The organism is Bhargavaea massiliensis (assembly GCF_018390575.1).
Classification (GTDB): domain Bacteria; phylum Bacillota; class Bacilli; order Bacillales_A; family Planococcaceae; genus Bhargavaea; species Bhargavaea massiliensis.
In genome coordinates this window covers 113,245-131,947 of the sequence record NZ_JAHBCJ010000004.1, presented here as the reverse complement: position 1 = coordinate 131,947, position 18,703 = coordinate 113,245, and the positions used below count along the sequence as shown (strand labels likewise).

General features: G+C 54.9%; 23 protein-coding genes. 2 read left to right on the top strand and 21 right to left on the bottom strand.

Annotated elements, in window-relative coordinates:
• Positions 1–160: 160 nt before the first annotated feature.
• A complete protein-coding gene (locus KHA84_RS07470; RefSeq protein WP_092051279.1) occupies positions 161–295 on the top strand; it encodes a YqzM family protein in 135 nt (44 codons plus the stop codon).
• Positions 296–334: 39 nt separating this feature from the next.
• Here KHA84_RS07470 and KHA84_RS07465 read toward each other — a convergent pair whose 3' ends face one another.
• The 11 genes from KHA84_RS07465 to KHA84_RS07415 all read right to left on the bottom strand — a co-directional run bounded on the left by KHA84_RS07465 (position 335) and on the right by KHA84_RS07415 (position 8,925).
• Complete coding sequence (locus KHA84_RS07465; RefSeq protein WP_213422906.1) at positions 335–2,602, bottom strand: DNA internalization-related competence protein ComEC/Rec2; 2,268 nt, start codon at positions 2,600–2,602, stop codon at positions 335–337.
• Positions 2,603–2,622: 20 nt separating this feature from the next.
• On the bottom strand, positions 2,623–3,183 hold the full coding sequence (locus KHA84_RS07460; RefSeq protein ID WP_213422905.1) for a ComE operon protein 2: 561 nt from the start codon (positions 3,181–3,183) through the stop codon (positions 2,623–2,625).
• A gap of 69 nt (positions 3,184–3,252) precedes the next feature.
• On the bottom strand, positions 3,253–3,870 hold the full coding sequence (locus KHA84_RS07455) for a helix-hairpin-helix domain-containing protein (RefSeq protein ID WP_213422904.1): 618 nt from the start codon (positions 3,868–3,870) through the stop codon (positions 3,253–3,255).
• Between the two features lie 76 nt (positions 3,871–3,946).
• Positions 3,947–4,690 carry a class I SAM-dependent DNA methyltransferase gene (locus KHA84_RS07450; protein ID WP_213422903.1) on the bottom strand — a complete coding sequence of 248 codons (744 nt, stop codon included), beginning with the start codon at positions 4,688–4,690 and terminating at the stop codon, positions 3,947–3,949.
• Positions 4,687–5,034: a ribosome silencing factor gene (gene rsfS / locus KHA84_RS07445; RefSeq protein WP_213422902.1), complete on the bottom strand. Its 348-nt coding sequence runs from the start codon at positions 5,032–5,034 to the stop codon at positions 4,687–4,689. Before rsfS ends, KHA84_RS07450 begins: the two co-directional genes overlap by 4 nt.
• A complete protein-coding gene (gene yqeK / locus KHA84_RS07440; protein ID WP_213422901.1) occupies positions 5,031–5,609 on the bottom strand; it encodes a bis(5'-nucleosyl)-tetraphosphatase (symmetrical) YqeK in 579 nt (192 codons plus the stop codon). Before yqeK ends, rsfS begins: the two co-directional genes overlap by 4 nt.
• Positions 5,599–6,177, bottom strand: coding sequence for a nicotinate-nucleotide adenylyltransferase (locus tag KHA84_RS07435; RefSeq protein WP_213422900.1), 579 nt, complete (start codon positions 6,175–6,177; stop codon positions 5,599–5,601). Before KHA84_RS07435 ends, yqeK begins: the two co-directional genes overlap by 11 nt.
• Positions 6,170–6,466, bottom strand: a complete 297-nt coding sequence (yhbY, locus tag KHA84_RS07430; protein ID WP_213422899.1) for a ribosome assembly RNA-binding protein YhbY — start codon at positions 6,464–6,466, stop codon at positions 6,170–6,172. Before yhbY ends, KHA84_RS07435 begins: the two co-directional genes overlap by 8 nt.
• Positions 6,460–7,293 (bottom strand): shikimate dehydrogenase, encoded by an 834-nt coding sequence (aroE, locus tag KHA84_RS07425; RefSeq protein ID WP_213422898.1) that lies wholly within the window; start codon positions 7,291–7,293, stop codon positions 6,460–6,462. Before aroE ends, yhbY begins: the two co-directional genes overlap by 7 nt.
• Before the next feature lie 13 nt (positions 7,294–7,306).
• Positions 7,307–8,407: a ribosome biogenesis GTPase YqeH gene (yqeH, locus tag KHA84_RS07420; protein WP_213422897.1), complete on the bottom strand. Its 1,101-nt coding sequence runs from the start codon at positions 8,405–8,407 to the stop codon at positions 7,307–7,309.
• Complete coding sequence (locus KHA84_RS07415; protein WP_213422896.1) at positions 8,404–8,925, bottom strand: YqeG family HAD IIIA-type phosphatase; 522 nt, start codon at positions 8,923–8,925, stop codon at positions 8,404–8,406. The genes yqeH and KHA84_RS07415 overlap by 4 nt, the downstream gene beginning before the upstream one ends.
• Before the next feature lie 137 nt (positions 8,926–9,062).
• On the opposite strand from KHA84_RS07415, the gene sigK reads away from it, so the two are divergent.
• The gene (gene sigK / locus KHA84_RS07410; RefSeq protein WP_213422895.1) at positions 9,063–9,794 is read left to right on the top strand and encodes an RNA polymerase sporulation sigma factor SigK; all 732 of its coding nucleotides are present in this window, start codon (positions 9,063–9,065) and stop codon (positions 9,792–9,794) included.
• Positions 9,795–9,911: 117 nt separating this feature from the next.
• Here the strand turns inward: sigK and mtnN are convergent, their stop codons facing one another.
• From mtnN to alaS, 10 genes are all read right to left on the bottom strand, one after another.
• Positions 9,912–10,628, bottom strand: coding sequence for a 5'-methylthioadenosine/S-adenosylhomocysteine nucleosidase (gene mtnN / locus KHA84_RS07405; RefSeq protein ID WP_213422894.1), 717 nt, complete (start codon positions 10,626–10,628; stop codon positions 9,912–9,914).
• A 25-nt stretch (positions 10,629–10,653) separates the two neighbouring features.
• Positions 10,654–11,343 carry a YrrS family protein gene (locus KHA84_RS07400; RefSeq protein WP_213422893.1) on the bottom strand — a complete coding sequence of 230 codons (690 nt, stop codon included), beginning with the start codon at positions 11,341–11,343 and terminating at the stop codon, positions 10,654–10,656.
• A 292-nt stretch (positions 11,344–11,635) separates the two neighbouring features.
• Positions 11,636–12,109 carry a transcription elongation factor GreA gene (gene greA, locus KHA84_RS07395; protein WP_213422892.1) on the bottom strand — a complete coding sequence of 158 codons (474 nt, stop codon included), beginning with the start codon at positions 12,107–12,109 and terminating at the stop codon, positions 11,636–11,638.
• Between the two features lie 108 nt (positions 12,110–12,217).
• Complete coding sequence (gene udk, locus KHA84_RS07390) at positions 12,218–12,856, bottom strand: uridine kinase (RefSeq protein ID WP_213422891.1); 639 nt, start codon at positions 12,854–12,856, stop codon at positions 12,218–12,220.
• On the bottom strand, positions 12,853–13,515 hold the full coding sequence (locus KHA84_RS07385; protein ID WP_213422890.1) for an O-methyltransferase: 663 nt from the start codon (positions 13,513–13,515) through the stop codon (positions 12,853–12,855). Before KHA84_RS07385 ends, udk begins: the two co-directional genes overlap by 4 nt.
• Before the next feature lie 91 nt (positions 13,516–13,606).
• Positions 13,607–14,734 (bottom strand): endolytic transglycosylase MltG, encoded by a 1,128-nt coding sequence (gene mltG, locus KHA84_RS07380; protein WP_213422889.1) that lies wholly within the window; start codon positions 14,732–14,734, stop codon positions 13,607–13,609.
• Positions 14,735–14,935: 201 nt separating this feature from the next.
• On the bottom strand, positions 14,936–15,238 hold the full coding sequence (locus KHA84_RS07375; RefSeq protein ID WP_213422888.1) for a DUF1292 domain-containing protein: 303 nt from the start codon (positions 15,236–15,238) through the stop codon (positions 14,936–14,938).
• A 10-nt stretch (positions 15,239–15,248) separates the two neighbouring features.
• On the bottom strand, positions 15,249–15,668 hold the full coding sequence (ruvX, locus tag KHA84_RS07370; RefSeq protein ID WP_213422887.1) for a Holliday junction resolvase RuvX: 420 nt from the start codon (positions 15,666–15,668) through the stop codon (positions 15,249–15,251).
• Complete coding sequence (locus KHA84_RS07365) at positions 15,665–15,937, bottom strand: IreB family regulatory phosphoprotein (protein WP_213423118.1); 273 nt, start codon at positions 15,935–15,937, stop codon at positions 15,665–15,667. The genes ruvX and KHA84_RS07365 overlap by 4 nt, the downstream gene beginning before the upstream one ends.
• 70 nt (positions 15,938–16,007) lie before the next feature.
• Positions 16,008–18,641 carry an alanine--tRNA ligase gene (alaS, locus tag KHA84_RS07360; protein ID WP_213422886.1) on the bottom strand — a complete coding sequence of 878 codons (2,634 nt, stop codon included), beginning with the start codon at positions 18,639–18,641 and terminating at the stop codon, positions 16,008–16,010.
• Between the last annotated feature and the right edge of the window lie 62 nt (positions 18,642–18,703).

The window sequence follows — 18,703 nt, the reverse complement described above, 5'->3', positions numbered from 1 at the left end:
TTTCGCGAGGCTGTTCATCTATTATACATGAAGCCGGTCGGCGCCATCGTTTGTGAAAATTTTAAGAACCTCTTGTGAACCGCATAAGGATCGGTTCGTACGTTATAGCTTTTTTCTGCATCATCCCTTATAATATGGGGGAACCATAGGAGGGGTAGCAATGAACGAATTCGAACAGAACCCGCAGACGAAGCGAAACGACGTCATCGACTCGGGCGTGGGCTTCATCGTATCCTTTGTATTCTTTTCGCTGATCTTCGTCATTGCGACGGTTATTGAACTCGTTGCACGCTGATCAGGGCGGAGGCTTCCGGAAAACCGGGGCCTCCGTTTTTTAATTTCCTTGCGTTCGGCTGTGGGTGATCGTCATGTTTTTTCCCGGGGAGAGCGAAAAAGTCATCGTTCCGTAATCCGCAGTGGAAACGGCGGGCAGCCCTGCCTCTGCGAGCCGCCCGGTGACCTCCTGATGGGGATGGCCGTATCGGTTGTTCCTGCCTGCGGAAAAGACCGTCAACGAAGGATCGGCCGCTTTCAAAAAAGGAGCACTGCTGGATGTCCGGCTTCCGTGATGGCCTGCCTTGAGGATCATCACCGGGAAGAGGCTTCCGTATTCCCCGATGATCCGCTTTTCCCCTTCTTCCTCCAGGTCACCGGTGAACAGCACGCGGAACTCCCTATGTTCCATGTGCAGCACAAGAGAGTCGTTGTTTCCCCGGTATTCTGAATCAGATGGGCTGAGATACCTGAAAAGTGTGTTTCCTTCCTGCCAGCCGGCCCCGGCAATCATCTCCCTGACCCGGATGTTCTTGGCCCCCGCGGCCCTGATTACGTCCGCATATCCTTCCTTTCCGCGGGTACCTGGGCCGATATGGATTTCGCCAGCCCGGATTTCCTCCAGTACTTCATCTGCCGCTTCCGCATGATCCGCATCCGGATGCGACAAAACGAGCTTGTCCACTCTGGTGATTCCGCGGCCTTTCAAATAAGGGATAACCACCCTCTCCCCGACTCCGGAACCCATTCTCCCCTCTTCTTCCCCTTCAAACAAAAGCCTGCCTCCGGTATCAATAAGGAAGACGCTGCGCCTGAATGGAAGTTCCACCAATGCCGAATCCCCTTGCCCGACATCAATGAACGTGACATGGACGGATGGATCGGCATAAGGGACGGCATGGACAATGCAGCACGCAGCACCAAAAACAATAGCGGCCGCAAGGCCTTTTTGTTTTTCCAAAAGCCAAAAGAATATGAAAATCGCGGCAATCAGCAACAGTATGGATGGCAGATCCGGCCTGCCCGGTGTCCAAACACTCAGCGGCAGTTCCGCGCACAACAGAATAAAGCCTGCCAATCCTTCCCGCAGCGGGACATACACGGCAAACAATAGCCCGGCCACTTGTGGCAGTATGAAAGTCAGCACAAGCAGGATCAGGTTTGCAGGCAGGATGACGATTGAAAAAAGCGGGACGAACAGCAGATTGGCGGCAAATGCGGAAATGGACGTCTCGAAGAAATGATAGAGGAGCACCGGTGTTACCGCCACCTGGCAAATGACCGTAACCAGCCATGCCTGATGAAGAGCACCGCGTGCCGATTCCAAAACGGTGGAAGAATGGATCAGCGCGAATGCTGCCAGGTAACTCATCTGGAAGCCGGGTTTGGTGACGGCTTGGGGGTCGATGAGCAAAAACAAAACCATACCGGCGGAGAGGAAGAGATCCAATCGCGGTTTTCCGGATTTGGACTCCGGGACGAGCAGCATCAGGGAGATGAGGACAGCCCGCCACACGGGCGGTGCGCCGCCCGCAAGCATGGCATAAACCGGAAGGAAGAGAATCAACCCCGTCCTCACGACGTGGGTCCTGACACCAAGCCTGAGCAGGCCTTCCCTGAGCAAATAAACCATGATTCCTACATGCAGCCCTGAAATGGCAAACAGATGGGTAATCCCGAGTTTTCTGTATGCCCGTTTATCCTGCGGATCGGTGGCTGAGCGCTCGCCGATGATAAGCGCTTCCGCCTCGGCGGCGACCGATTCCGGAAAGTTCGCCCGGATATGGCTGCCGAGCATTGCCCTCCATCTTCTGAGCGCAGCGGTCATTCCAGGAGCGGCCCCTGCAGGCTCGGCATCCTGCAGCTTCAGGATGCCGTCTGCCCCTTCGGATTGCAGCCACGCCGCCATGTCAAAGGCATATGCGTGGGGTGGAGGGTCTGGTTCCTCCGTTTCCGCCCGGACCAGGTAACGGTACCCCGCAATTCCTTCAAGAAAAAACCGGTCCCGTTCTTCTCCAGCCCGGAACCGGTAATTGACATACCATTTGTTTCCTGAGGAATCTTCTGCGAATCCTTTAAGCAGACCGCCTGATTCAGACACTTTGTCCGTCCAGACAATCTCGTCCGGTACAGACGGCCATTGATCCGGTTTTGTATCCAGACTGAACCAGGCATATGACGTTGCTGTGACTCCCATAATTGCAACCCAGACAGCCGGGGGTTCCCTCTTCAGGGCTGCAACCGCGACAACAGGCAACAGCAATGCCGCAAACAGCGGGGAGACCGTGCTTGCGGCAGCTGCAGCCAGAACAGGCAGCGCCAGATACAAAATAGGGTTTTCAATCAGCCTCAGCCGAATAGAGCCTTCACTCTCCTGCCGTATGCCCCGAGTTCTTCCTCAGGAATTCCGGAATCCTTCAGCTTGCCCAGTAGCTCCTCATAAAGACCGAGTTTTTCCTCAGCGAGAAAATCGACTTCACGCTCCTCGAACGGAACCTTGAGCACCCGGACTCCTGCCTGCTGGAGAAGCTCTTGGGCATACTCATTATTTTTATAATCAGATGCATAAACCAGCTTGGAAATTCCGGCCTGGATAATGGCTTTTGTGCATTGAAGACACGGGAAGTGGGTGACATAAATTTCAGCACCCGCAACCGGCGCACCGTATTTCGCGCACTGCAAAAGCGCGTTCATCTCGGCATGGATCGTCCTTACACAATGACCATCGACGACATAGCAACCTTTATCGATGCAGTGGTCGCCCCCGGATATCGAGCCGTTGTAGCCGCCTGCGACAATCCGGTTGTCACGGACAATCGTCGCTCCGACCGACAGTCTCGTGCATGTGCTCCGAAGTGCCAGCAAATGACTTTGCGCCATGAAAAATTGATCCCAACTAATCCGCTCCATGAAGTCCGCCTCCTGTAACTTTGCAAATCACTATCCTCAGTTTATCGGTGTGCGCGCCGGGATTCAATGTCATTTTGCGGTGATAAGCTCTTCAAGTGCCGCGAATGTCTTTTCACCGATCCCGCTCACATCCATCAGGCCGGCCGGCTCGGCAAACGGCCCATGCTCGGTACGGTGGGCGATGATCGCTTCGGCTTTTGCGGGACCTATTCCCGGTAGGGTCATGAGTTCATCCGCCTCAGCGGTATTGAGATTCACTTTCCCGTCGTCCGCTCCATAAACGGGCGGGGGGCTTGCGCCGGCTTCCCCGCCCCCCTCATGCGAGAAGAACGGCACATATATGACCATCTCATCACGAAGTCGTTCCGCATGGTTGATTGCGTCCGGCACTGCTTCTGGAAGAAAACCGCCCGCCCTGGCAACAGCGTCGATCACGCGGTCCCCTTCATCCGCCTTATAGACACCCGGCTTTTCCACGGCTCCCTTCACATCAACAAAAATGACCGCTGCGGAAGAATCCGCACGGTCATCGGCACTGATCGGGTCCAACCCGTCAGAAGCTGGTATGAATGAATCCGCAGGAACACCCGCGGTATGGCTCTTCGTATACAGGATAAATGTCAGGATCAGGACGGAAGCCGCTATCGGGGGGATCAGCTTCCTCCAGTTCATTTTCAGCCATTCCAAGAAAGCGTTTCCTCCCGGGGATGGCGGATCATGGAGTCTACTCCACTATACCTGATGTTCGACTATTTGGAAAGCTTCATTTTACGGCATGGAAAAATACACGCTCACTGTACTCCGAAGGCGTTTGGCCCGTCCAGTCAGCCGTGACCGAACGGATGGCAAAGCCCGCCTCTTCCAGAAGGCGGATATAAGTATCCGGCGTGAAAGTCCGCTGCAGATGAAACTCTTCCTGCCGCATGTAAAGCCCGTCTGGCCGTCGTATGAAAAAGCTGATTTCTGATTCTACGGAAAGCGGCTCTTCCCCCGGATACGTATGCCAAATATACGAAACATCTTCCAGATCGGCAGTGAACGGCCCGTCAAGGAACAGCTCGGTCATCTTATAGGGGGAATGGACATCAAACAGCAGTCGCCCTCCAGGATTCAGTGCGCCAAAGACATGCCTGAACACCGCGGCCACTTCCTCGTCTTCTGTCACGTAATTCAGAGAGTCGATGGCAATCACCGCCAGATCGTACCCGGAGTGTCCTTCCATCTCCTGCATCGGCTGTTCAAAAAATGCCCCTTCCAGGCCGGCTTCCTCGAAGCGTTCTCTTGCGACCGCGAGCATGTCACCGGACAGGTCAATCCCCGTCACACTGAAGCCTTCACGGGCAAAGCGTTCTGTCAGCACCCCTGTGCCGCAGCCGATATCCAGCAGCTTTAGCCCTTTTGCATCGCCTGCCGCCTTCCGGACCCATTCGGCATATCGGCCATAGGGGATATCTTCCATCAGGAGATCATAAACCGAAGCGAACGCGCGGTAGGACTCCCCGTTCATCGCCCTTCCATTTCCAATTCCGGCGCATCTCCCCACAGTCGTTCGAGGTTGTAATATGCACGCTCGTCCTTATGGAAGACATGCGCGACCACATCACCCAGATCCACGAGGATCCAGCGCGCGGAATCGAAGCCTTCAAGCCGTCTGACGTCAAAGCCGGCTTCCTCCGCCTTGTCTTTGATCTCACGGGCGATGGACTGTACCTGCCGGTCGGAATTTCCATGGCAGATCAGGAAGTAATCAGCGAGAAGCGAAACGCCCTGCATGTTCAGGACGACCATATCGGCCGCTTTTTTATCATCTGCGGCATTGTATACCGTTTCAAGCAATGTCTGGTTTGTCATCGGTTTAAAGCACCCTTTCCTTGCGAGAGACTGTCGTTGTAGCATCGGAGCGTGTCCGGATGGATGGCGGCGCGGACGGAGACCAGGTATTGGAGGCTGTGTGCGCTGCACGCAATAAGCGCATCTTCAAGCGAGCGCTCCGCCTCCGCTCTCAGCTGCTCCGCCCCGGGAAAATTCCTGCCCGGCTCAATCATGTCCGCTATAAAAACAATTTTTTCAAGACGCGACATGCCTGAGCGACCCGTTGTGTGGAACCGGACGGCAGCCAGGATATCGGCATCCCGGATCCCGAACTCATCATGGGCGATCACAGCCCCCGCCGGGCCATGCCACAGCTCATGATGAAATCCGAGGACGCCGGCGGGATCCCCTTCTGATACCACGATCCGCTTCAGCTCTTCCTTTGGCATGGCTTTGGCCACGTCATGGAGGAGTGCGGCGGTTTCCGCTTTTTCTTTATCTTCCCCGAAACGGTCCGCAAGAATCATCGCTGTTTCAGTAACTCTCAGGACATGCTGGAATCTGCCTGCGGGAAGGCGCTGTGCCACCCCGTTTTTCAGTTGTTCAGATCCCATACAATCCCTCCTCGCGGATAAAGCGGATGACCGGATCGGGAATCAGGTATTTAACCGAACGACCCGCTTTCAGCTTTTCCCTCAGGAGAGTCGAGGACAGATCAATCTGCGGGATGCCGACCATTCTGACCGGGTACCGGCCGGATGCGCTGCTGCCCGGGCGGGGTACACCGATGAACTGCACTTTATCCATGAGCGAATCGATGTCATACCACGTATGCAGATGCTCGATGCTGTCGCCGCCGATGATGAAAGAAAAATCCGATCCGGATTCTCGTTCACGGAGCAGGTCCAGCGTCCGGGAGGTGTAGGAAACCCCTCCCGACTCCACCTCGATGGACTCAACCGTGAAATCGGGGTTGCCGCGGATCGCAAGCTTTGTCATCTCAAGCCGCTGCCAAGGTTCTGCATCGCCTTCCTTTATCTTGTGCGGAGGGATTGCGTTTGGCATAAAGCGGATTTCATCAAGGTCCTCGGCGTCTCGGACGCCTTCGGCAATCATCAGATGGCCGACATGGGGCGGATTGAACGTCCCACCCAGGATTCCGACCTTCCTCCGTTCACTCACCCGGAAGCACGAGACGCTTATTGTCCCTCGACTCCCGGTAAAGCACGATCGTCTTGCCAATCACTTGCACGAGCTCGGAACGGGTCCTTTCCGAAAGCACCTGTGCGACATCTTCTTTTTCCTCCGGCGCATTCTGAAGAATGGCCACCTTGATCAGTTCGCGTTTTTCCAGTGCTTCGGAAATGCCGCTGATCAGTTCATCGTTGACACCCTGTTTTCCTACCTGGAAGACGGGCTGAAGGTGATGCGCCTCGCTTCTCAGGAATCTCTTTTGTTTTCCGGTCAGCATGTAGTTTCCTCCATTTCTGCGATCAGCCGTTTTCTTGTTCCAAGCGTGTCCGGCATCCGGCCTGTCCATTCATTGAAGGCAAGTGCGCCCTGCCAGATGAACATGCCCAGGCCGTCCACGATTTCATTTCCGTTTTTCAGTGCAGCTTTCAGGAATTCGGTTTGGAGAGGGCTGTAGACGATATCCGCAACAACCGCGCCCGGATCCAGGTGGTCCATGGCAATCGGCAGGCCGCCTGTTGCGGTCGACATGCCGACGGGCGTCGTCTGGATAATGATCCCGAATTCGCCCAGTTTCCCTGCCGCCTCTTCAAGGCCAAGTGCTTCGCCGCCGATCCGATTACAGAGTGCCTCTGCCTTTTCCACGGTGCGGTTGCACACGGCGACCTTCTCATACCCGCCATGTCTCATGGCGAGGGCTATCCCGTTTGCGGCACCGCCGGCACCGATGATCAGCACACGGTCATTCTTTCGGCCGCTGCCGATCCTGTCCTCGAGAGAACGGACGAAACCGGGGCCGTCCGTGTTCATCCCAAGCAGCCGGCCGTCAGGGAGAACCTTGACCGTATTCACCGCCTGCATCTCTGCAGCAATCGGCTCCACTTCGTCCAGAAAAGGGATGATGGCCTGTTTATGGGGCACCGTCACATTCCATCCCGAAGCACCCAGGCGGCGCAGGGCGGCGACAGCGTCGCCAACCGTTCCGGCCGGGACATGGACCGGAATATAAGATGCATCGATGCCGTTTTCCCTGAACCACGCCTCATGCATGGCCGGTGACTTTGAATGGGAAACCGGATCACCGATCACCGCATACCATTTTTTCATTCTGTTTTCCCCCTCAGATCAGGGAAGGACGGAGCATGACAGCGACCCCTTCGGGCGCGTGGACCGCAACCACTTTCCCTGCCTGCTGGACTGTGATCCAGCCAAGGCCCGAGATGACGATGTCCGTCTTTTCTTCCCTGATCGAAAATTCATGGCGCACAAGCTTCGGAAATGCTTCCGGATCCGCTGTCGGAGGCGTTAGCAGATCGCCCTTCTGACGCGAATACAGGTCATCCGCCTTTTCCAGCTTGGTCCGGTGGATGTCAAGTGCATTTGAAACGTGTACGGTGAACGCCGTGCGGCCGCCCTTCAGATAGTCGAACCGCGCCAGCCCCCCGAGAAACAGGGTCTGCTCCTCATTCAGCTGGAAGACTTTTGGCTTGATCTCCTTTTTCGGCGTAATCCACTTCAGGTCCTTTGCATCAAGGAGGTGTGCCATCTGATGGTGATTGATGATGCCCGGCGTATCGTACATGGAATTCCCGTCATCAAGCGGGATATCGATCATGTCCAGTGTGGTCCCCGGGAAATGGGACGTCGTGATGACATCGTCACCGCCTGCAACTTGCTTGATGATCCGGTTGATGAATGTGGACTTTCCGACATTCGTGCACCCCACCACATAGACATCCCGCCCAGCGCGAAGCTCCTCGATGCGGTGAATCGCAGTATCGATTCCGGTTCCCTTATCGGCGCTTACAAGCAGAATGTCCTCCGGCTGCAGACCGAGCTTCCTGGATTCGGATGTTATCCAATGGATGAGCTTGTTTTCCTTTACCGACTTCGGCAGCAGATCTGCTTTGTTGCCGATGAGAAGCACGGGATTGGAACCGGCAAACCGGTGCATTCCCGGAATCCAGCTTCCGTTGAAGTCGAAAATATCGACGAGGTAGACGACAAGTGCGTCCTTGGAGCCGATTGTATTCAGGATTTTCAGGAAATCATCATCCGTCAGCGGCACAGGTTCAAGCTCATTGTAATTCCTGAGCCGGAAACAGCGCCTGCAGAGCGGCATTTCCTTTTCAAGCGTCGCAGCCGGGGCATAGCCCGGCGCTTTTTCATCATCAGTCTGCAGGACGGCCCCACAGCCGATACAGGTTTTTTCTTCGGTCACTTTATTTCCTCCCAATCGATGAGCCCTTGGTTTTTGAGCTTCCGCATGATCATGCGCTCGACCTTCCGGTTGAACCGTGTGGCCCATCCGTCCGAGCTGGCGACCGGAACGACAAGGACGGTATGCAGGCCGCTGCGGTTCCCGCCGAAAATGTCCGTCAGCAGCTGGTCGCCGATTACGACAACCTGCTCTTTCGGAATGCCCATCTGGCGGACCGCTTGGCGGAAAGCCTTGCCCATCGGCTTGCGCGCCCGGTGGATAAAGGGAATGCCCAGCGGGTCGGAAAACGCCTTGACGCGTTCCTCGTTATTGTTCGAGACGATTGTCACATGGATGCCCGCATCGCGCATGTCCCTCATCCATTCGATGATTTCTGCGGTTGCATCGGGCCTGTCCCATTCGACAAGCGTGTTGTCCAGGTCAGTAATGACTCCCCGGATCCCATTGCTTTTCAGTTTTTCCGGTGTCACACGGAAAATGTCCTTCACATATTCATTCGGCAAAAAAAGACGATACACCCGATTCACTCCATTGGCTCTGAATTCTTTCCCGATTATACCATAGCGCCGCTCCGTCCCACATCCCGGGACCCGTCATTCTCATGATTCCTCACATTGTGACATATGGTGGCAGAAACAACTTAGGAGGTGTTGGCGTGAGCGGGATTTTCACTGCTCTGCTTCAGCTGTGGGCGGATATCCCAGCACTGGTCGGCTACCTGAAGGGCCAGGCGTTCCAGAAGCCGATGAATGCGGAAGAAGAGGCGGACTGCCTGAGGCGGGTAGCTGAAGGTGATGAAAGCGCAAAAGATGAGCTGATCGAGCGCAATATGCGCCTTGTCGCCCATATCGTGAAGAAATTCCATCCACGGCACGAGCAGCTGGACGACTACATCTCAATCGGCACGATCGGCCTCATGAAGGCGGTTGGCAGCTTTACCCCCGATAAAAAAACCAAGTTTTCCACTTTCGCCGCACGCTGTATTGAAAATGAGATCCTCATGCATCTCCGCGCGCAGAAAAAAGTCCAGAAAGATGTTTCACTCTATGAGCCGATCGGCATTGACAAGGACGGATACTCGCTCCAGATTACAGATGTCCTGAAAGTCGACGAATCAACAGCCGATGACCGGCTGGAGCGGAAGGAGCGCTTTGACCGGCTGTACCGGCATCTGACCAAGCTTGATGAGCGTGAGCTGGAGATTATCCAGAGACGCTACGGCCTCTTGGACGACAATCCGATGACCCAAAAAGAAATTGCGGCACAGCTGAACATTTCGCGCAGCTACGTCTCACGGATCGAGAAGCGGGCCCTCGTCAAGCTTTATCAGCAGTTCAAGCATGAAAAAAACCCCTCCCCCGCCGAGCGCGGGGGAAGGGCAGACTAGATCACTTTTCGGAACCGAGCTGGGCCATCATGACGCCCGCAAGGATACCTGTCAAAATCAACGAACCTGCCATCAGATAAAGCATATTGTTCACTCCCTGTCCAAATGGTGATTCACTTATCCGATTATACCATGCGATCCCTGAAGATTCGAGACCGCGCGCATGACCGCTTCTGCCGAATGCTTTGCCGCCTTCGGCAAAAACTCGTCAAACGACATGGCCGACTCCTTGCCCGCGATATCGGAAAGCGCGCGGATAACCACAAACGGCACGCCGAATTGGTGACAGACCTGGGCAACCGCAGCCGCTTCCATTTCGGAGGCTAGTGCCTCGGGAAAAAGTTCACGCACACGGGCTACACGATCTGCATCGGACATAAATGAGTCGCCGGTGATGATCAGCCCTTCTGCCGACGCATGTTCACCGATGTCTTCCACGGCCTTGCGTGCCGCTTCCATGAGCCTGCTGTCCGCCGTGAATGCGGAAGGAAGCTGCGGTACCTGGCCGTGTTCGTAACCGAATACCGTTACATCCACATCATGGTGCCGCACTTCGGACGAAATGACGACCGTGCCGATTTCATGGTCACTGTTGAAGCCACCTGCAGAACCGGTGTTGATCACGGCATCCGGTTTGAAACGGTCAAGCAATACCGCCGTGGACATGGCCGCGTTCACTTTTCCGATCCCGCTTTTTAGCAGAATGACGTCCGCGCCATTGAGTTTACCGGCAGTGTACTCACTGTTTCCGGCCATTGTTGTCTCTTTTTCTTCGATCCGGCTGCGCAGAAGCTCGACTTCTTCTTCCATCGCACCGATAATGGCTATTTTCATGCGAGAATCCTCCGTTCCGTTCCGGTCAATAGGCCCCTTCAAGCGTGTTCAGCTTGTCGAGCCGCACCGGCATCCAGCCTTCACCGTCCACCCATTCCAGGTGGACATTATATTTTTCGCTTTTATCTCCGGTCGATACGGTCCCGATCGATTTTTGCGGACCTCCGCCGTTTTTCACATACCATACAATCATTTCTTTTTCAGGGATGCCGGTGGCATACGACATGGCCTTCACCTTTTCCTGCCAGTCGATATGCCCTTTCTCATAGACCGAGACATGTTCGCCCGACTGTCCGGTGCCGATCGGCTTCCAGGATGTGTCAACGATCGTCTCATCGACGACGCCGCTTTCTGAAGGTGTCCGGATCACTTTGCCCGGCTGATCGGATTCTTCGGGTTCTTCGCCGCGCTTGTCCGAATCGGGAGCTTTTTCTTCGGAGGTCGCTTCCCCGTCTTCGGACTCATCGTCACCGGCTGCATCGGAATCTTCCCCGCCATCATCAGCCGGCACTTTTCCGCCATCGGGTCCGCTGGTGCCTCCCGCCTGTTCAGTCCCTGCCTCATTCCCTCCGTTGGCCGCCCGGTCATCCCCGCCGGTAAAGATGCTTGCCGCAGTGATGACAATCAGGACGAAGACGACGCCGATCAGGATGTTGAGGATCCGGTTTGATTTCTGGCGGTTCCGCGCTACCCTGGAAAAATTCTGTTCTTCCATGCCATCTCCTCCCCCGGTAACTCTATCATAAACGATTTCCGCTTATTTGACGAAACGATTACCGGTTTGTTTCAGTTTCATGAAAAGGAATTTCAGGCATCCCTAATAATCAGACCCTCGGGTGTTAAGCAAAGGGCTGAGGGTGTTAATAAAACCGTCCACCTGCTTGCCGCGATACTATGAAAAAAGCTGATCTCCGCAGAACTCCTCCGCTGCCGCGGTTTCCGGAGCCATCTGCTTGAATCAGCCATTTTGGTTATTCCCTGCCTGTATGGGTGATGTCCATCAGTAATCAGCCGATGGAAACGATCTCGACATCCATCTCGCCGCCCGGTGTCATGATCTTGACGCGGTCTCCGACTGTACGCCCGAGAAGCCCTCTGGCGATCGGCGAGTCGTTCGAGATGCGGCCTTCGAATGGATCCGCCTCTGCGGAACCGACGATGGTGTAGGATTCCTCATCGCCATCCGGAACTTCCTTGAATGTTACGGTCTTGCCAAGCTGCACACGATCGTCATCGCCGTTGTCTTCAATGATTTCCGCATTGCGGATCATGGACTCAAGCGTAGATATACGGCCCTCGATAAAGGCCTGGTCTTCTTTGGCGGAGTCGTACTCGGAGTTCTCGGACAGGTCCCCGAAGCTGCGGGCCACTTTGATGCGCTCGACGACCTCTTTGCGTTTAACCGTTTTCAAATACTCCAGTTCTTCAAGAAGTTTCTCTTTTCCCGCCTGTGTCATCGGAAATTTTTTCTCTGTAGACATAAACAATCTCTCCTTCGCGTCTTTCCTTCATAAAAAGAATACTATGCCGCCCCGTGGCCGGGAATGCGACATAGCGGAAATGTGATGGTTTTAACTGACAAGAGTATATTACAGATTTTGTGGAGATTCAAGAATTGTTTTTATTTTCGTCACCATCAGATCGATTGCGACCTTGTTCTCCCCGCCTTCAGGGATGATCAGATCCGCATATCGTTTCGTCGGCTCAATGAACTGGTTGTGCATCGGGCGGACGACCGACAAATACTGGCCGATCACCGAACTGATCGAACGGCCGCGCTCTTCGATGTCCCGCTGGATGCGCCGGATAATCCGGAGGTCCGCATCGGTATCGACAAAAAGCTTGATATCCATCAGTTCGCGCAGCCTGGCATCATCCAGCACCAGAATTCCTTCGATGATGATGACGTCCTTCGGCTCGATTTCCACCGTCTTGTCAGAACGTGTATGTAGCGCATAGTCATACACCGGCCGATTGACCGGACGTCCCTCGAGCAGTTCTTTGATGTGTTCGATGAGAAGGTCCGTGTCGAATGCGAGCGGGTGGTCGTAATTGGTCTTGAGCCGCTCTTCAAACGCCAGCTCCGACTGGTCTTTGTAATAGTAATCGTGTTCAATCACAACGACGGAGTGTTCTTTCACGACGTCGTAGATCGAACGTGTAACGCTCGTCTTGCCGGAACCCGAACCGCCGGCAATCCCGATGATGAGGGGCCGTTTTGTCGTCATAATGCTGCACCTTCTTCGGTTGGTTCTTTTTTCGTACTGATCATAAGTCCGTCGCCCACCGGCAAAAGAGCCGAATCGTAGCCCGGATGAGCCATGAGCCATTCTGTGAACGCCTTGAGTTTGCGGATCATTGTCCGGTTTTTCCTCGGGATGTCCTTCGGATCTTCGGCGGTCAGGCCGTGCATGAACATGTTGTCACAATAGACCACGCCGCGTCCGGACAGAAGCGGCTCGTAAATGTCGAAAAACCTTTTGTATTGGCCTTTTGCTGCATCGATGAACAGCGCATCGAACGGTCCTTCCGGGAGCCTGTCTTCCAGTTCCAGCGCGTCCGCGCGGACTAGCCGGATCCTCCCCTTTGCGTCGGAGCGGCTGATATTTTCCTCGGCCTTTTCCTGCATGGCCGGTTCCCGCTCGATCGTCACCACTTCGGTGCCGGGCAGGGCCTCTGCCATCCGGATCGCCGAGTACCCGATGGCCGTGCCGATTTCCAGGATTCTTCCGGGACGCTGCACACGGAGAATCTGAAGCAGCGCTTCCATCCCCTCAAGCTGCATGATCGGTACCCTATTTTCGCGTGCATACTGCTCCATTGCCATGATCCGCTCCGGACGGGGCAGAATCATACCCTCCGAATACCGGCTATATTCATGTTCCATCAATCACACCTGCTTATCCAAAAAAATACCCGTTCATCATAGCACTATTCACATGAAAAGAGAAGGAAAGCGGAAGCTCTCCTTCTCCGGGTCATTCCCCGCTCTTCAGATACTTGTCCCTGTTTTGCAGATGTTCCTCGTATGTTTTTGCAAAATGATTGATGCCGGACGGGTCGGCGAGGAAGTAGAGGTAATCCGTGTCGGACGGGTTGAGCGCGGCATCTATCGATGAACTGCCTGCATTCGAAATCGGCCCGGGCGGAAGCCCCTTGTTCTGGTAGGTGTTGTAGGCGTCGTCAATCTCCAGGTCGCTGTACATCGTCCGTTCGAGGTGTTTCCCGTGCGCATAGGCGACCGTCGGGTCCGTCTGAAGCGGCATGCCTTCCTCGAGGCGGTTTTCAAAGACGCTGGCAATCGATTTCCGGTCTTCCGGTGTCCGGGCCTCCTCTTCAACGAGCGAAGCCATCGTCAGTACCTGATGGACGGTCCGTTCATCTTCGGCAATCGCTTCGCGGTAAGGCGAGAGGGTCTCATCCGTCGCTCCGATCATCTGCTCGACCAGCGCCTCCAATGTCGGCTGCTCCTCGAATACCGGGTAGGTTGCCGGGAACAGATAGCCTTCCAGCGGAAACTTGATCTGTTCATCCAGGACTTCTTCGGTGAGAAGATTCGGGAACTTGGAAATCAGTTCATTGATGTAAGCTTCGTCCGTGACGAGCTTCATGAATTCATCGGCCGTGTACTCCGTATTTTTCTCAATCACTTCGGAAATCTGGGCCAGATTCAGGCCTTCCGGAATGGTGTACTGGAATACCGGTTCCCTGTAGACCTTGCCGGTCTTCAGGCTCTGGAGCAGTTCATCGGGTGTCATGGCCTGGCTCATTTCATAGGTGCCCGCCTGGAAGTCGCTCTCATTGTTGAATTTGGCATAATACTTGAATATCCGGTCATTTTTGATGACCCCAGCCTCCTCGAGTTTCAGCGCGATCGAGTCCAGATTCGAGCCGATCGGAATCTCGACGGTGACAGTGTCCTCAGCATCCGGATCAACCGGTTTTAGCGCTCCCGTCACGTAGGAGTAGAGGATGGTGCCCCCGATGACCATGAGGAGCAGTACGGAGAGAAAGACAATCAGGACGATTCGCCGGACCGTCTTTACTTCCTTCTTTTTTTCGTTCATGCGTTCAAGCATGATCTGTTTTTTGGATCGGTCACTCATAAACCGCGTTCCCCCTCTGCATTTCGAGGCTATTATACATGAAACAACAGCAACAGGAAAGGCGTTGGCGGAAGGGCAGGCGGCCTGTGCGGCTTATTCGGATAAAGGCACACGAAAAGGCCCCCCGTTTCTGCACCGCACGGAGTGTGCGATGCGCCCGGGGAGCTGTCCGGCGGATTATCGCCAGAGTGTTCAAATCTCTTATTCTTCTTCTTCGTCCTCTTCGTCGTCTTCAGCGAGGAACGTATTCAGCATTTCTTCGATCATGTCCCACTCTTCGTCGGTTTCGATCGGCTTCAGTTCTCCCTGTTCGCCCTCTTCACCCGGGGTAAAAGAAGAAGCCATGATCTCGATTTCCTCATTGTCGTCTTCTTCGGCCCCTACCGGGTAGTAAAGAACATACGACTTGTTGAACTGTTCCGCTTCAAATGTGAAAAGGACTTCGCAAAGCTGTTCGTTGCCTTCTTCATCCACAACCGTGATGTGCGCATCTCCGTGTTCCATTCAAATCACCTCATCCGTTTTTTCTGTCCAGCCAGCCCTGCAGAATCATGACGGCAGCCATCTTGTCGATGACGCTCTTGCGCTTTTTGCGGCTGACATCAGCACTGATGAGCATCTTTTCCGCCGCCATTGTCGTCAGGCGCTCGTCATAGAGTTCCACAGGAAGGGAGAATTCATCCCTCAGCAGGTCCGCAAAACGCTCGGATGCTTCCGCGCGCGGTCCCACTGTGTTGTTCATATTCTTTGGGTACCCGACAACGAATGAAGTTACACCATACTCCGTAACCAGTTCGCGGATCCGGGCAATGCCGAACTCCCCGGCCTCCTCGTCGATCTTGATCGTTTCGACTCCCTGGGCCGTCCAGCCGAGCCCATCACTCACTGCGACGCCGATTGTTTTGGTGCCGACGTCGAATCCCATTGCCCTCATGAACGGCCCTCGTCATGACCGGCAATATAAAATTTCACGAGTTCTTCTATGATCTCGTCCCGCTCAAGCTTCCGGATCATGTTCCGTGCATCATCATGCCGCGGGATGTATGCCGGATCTCCCGATAAGAGGTAGCCGACAATCTGGTTGATGGGGCTGTATCCCTTTTCTTTCAGCGCGGTATGGACCTTCAGCAGAACTGTCCGCACCTCATCTTCCATCGGCTCTTCCGGAAAGTTGAACTTCATCGTCTTGTCGAATGAATCCATGGTCAGCACCCCGCTTTCCCTTGGGATGCTTTAGAACCTCGCATCCCATTATAAACGTACAGATCCGCGATTATACGGATTTGACTAAATCATACACGGATTGGAGCGCTTCATCAAGTTTGGACGGGTCTTTGCCGCCGGCCATTGCCATATCCGGACGGCCGCCGCCCTTGCCTCCACATATTTCCGCAACGTGGCGGACGATATTCCCTGCATGATACTCCTTGCCGGCAATGTTTTTGGTTACGCCGGCAGCAAGTGTCACTTTGCCGCCGTCGGCGGATCCGAGCACGATGACCCCGTTGCCCAGCTTTTGCTTGAGCTCGTCCATCATGGTGCGGAGCTGGTTGCCGTCCGCGCCTTCCACACGTGCCGCCACAACCGACACGCCTCCGACCTCACGGGCAGATTCCAGGATCGTACCAAGCTGGCCCTGGGCTTTTTGTGCAGAAAGCGACTCAAGCTCACGCTTCAATTCTTTCTGCTCGGACTGCAGGGCGGACAGTTTCTTGAGAAGGTCTTTCGGATTTGCCTTCAGCATCGAAGCGGCCTGTGCCAGGATTTCTTCCTCCCCCTTCATATAGAGGAAGGCCTCCTTGCCCGTCAGCGCCTCGATCCGCCTTGTGCCCGCCCCGATGCCGCCTTCGGACATAATCTTGAAGAGACCGATCTCCGACGTATCACGGACGTGGCAGCCGCCGCACAGCTCAAGCGAGTAGTCTCCGATTGAAACGACACGAACGACATCGCCGTATTTTTCCCCGAACAGGGCCATGGCGCCCATTTTTTTCGCTTCCTCGATCGGATGGTAGGCAGTGCCGACACCGATGCCGTCCCAGATCCGTTCGTTGACGATTTGTTCCACTGTTTCAAGTTCCTCATCCGTCATCGCTCCGAAATGGCTGAAGTCGAAGCGGAGGCGGTCAGGTCCAACGTAGGAGCCTGCCTGATTCACGTGCCCGCCGAGAATGTCTTTGAGGGCCTGATGCAGCAAGTGTGTCGCTGTATGATTTTTCACGGTCAGGCGCCGTTGCGCTGCATCGACTTCCGCTTTGAGCGTATCGCCTTTTGTCATCGTGCCGGCTTCAACTTTAACCGAGTGAAGGTTTTGGCCGTTCGGTGCTTTGCGCACATCCTGAACGGACGCACGGAAAGCTTCGCCGGTCATCGATCCGCGGTCGGCGATCTGGCCTCCGCTCTCTGCATAAAACGGTGTGCGGTCAAGGATCACTTGCACATCCTCACCTTCTGATGCGGTTTCCACAAGTTCTCCGCCGCTGACAATCGCAATGATTTCCGCTCCTGCCACCATGTGGTCATAGCCGATGAATTCACTTTCCCCGTGGAATCCGCCGAGCGCCCCTGACTGGACCTGCATCGAACCGACATCCTGGCGCGCCGCACGGGCACGCTCCCGCTGGGCCTCCATCTCGCGGCGGAACCCTTCCTCGTCGATGCCGAGGCCCTGTTCTTCCGCGTATTCGGCAGTCAGCTCTTCCGGGAACCCGAATGTGTCATACAGCCTGAATGCATCTACGCCTGAAATCTCGTTGCCGCCTTCTTCCTTCACCCGCTGGATGATGCCGGACAAAATTGACAGGCCTTCATTGAGCGTTTCATGGAACCGGTCTTCTTCATTCTTGATGACCCGCTGGATGAATTCGGCTTTTTCGGTGACCTCCGGGTAATAGCTCTCCATGATGCTTCCGACAACCGGCACGAGGCGGTACATGAACGGCTCGTCGATTCCGATCTGTTTCGCGTAGCGCACCGCACGGCGCAGAAGGCGACGGAGCACGTAACCGCGGCCCTCATTGGACGGGAAAGCCCCGTCTCCGACCGCAAATGCCACGGTGCGGATGTGGTCTGCAATCACTTTGAATGCGGTATCTTTTTCCGGTTGTTCACCATAAGATGCCCCGGAAATTTTCTCGATTTCACGGATGATCGGGATAAACAGATCGGTGTCGAAGTTTGTCGGTACATCCTGTACGACGGAAACCATCCGCTCCAGCCCCATGCCGGTATCAATGTTCTTGTTCGGCAGCGGGGTGTAGGTGTGGTCAGGGTTATGGTTAAACTGGGAAAAGACGAGGTTCCAGATTTCCAGATAGCGCTCGTTTTCTCCGCCCGGATAAAGCTCAGGATCAGAGAAGTCGTCACCGTATGACGGCCCCCGGTCATAGAAAATCTCAGAGTTCGGACCCGAAGGACCTTCCCCAATGTCCCAGTAGTTCCCTTCGAGACGGATGATCCGCTCTTCAGGCACACCGACTTCATCGCGCCAGATCTCAAGCGCCTCCTCATCTTCCGGATGGACCGTCACCGACAGCTTTACGGGATCGAGGCCGATCCAGTCCGGATGGGTCAGGAACTCCCATGCCCAGTGGATGGATTCGCGCTTAAAGTAATCACCGATCGAAAAGTTGCCGAGCATCTCGAAAAACGTGTGATGGCGTGCGGTCTTCCCCACGTTTTCAATATCATTTGTCCGGATCGCTTTCTGGGCGTTCACGATGCGAGGGTTGTCCGGCACTACGCGTCCGTCAAAGTATTTCTTAAGTGTCGCGACGCCGCTGTTGATCCATAGAAGCGAGGCATCATCGACAGGGACGAGCGAGGCGCTCGGCTCGACCGAGTGGCCCTTTTCTTCGAAGAACTTCAGGTACATCTCTCTGATTTCTGCAGATGTCAATGCTTTCATTAGGTTCTCCTCCTTATTGGTTGGGCGGTGCGGCAATAAAAAAAATCCTCCATCCCCTATAC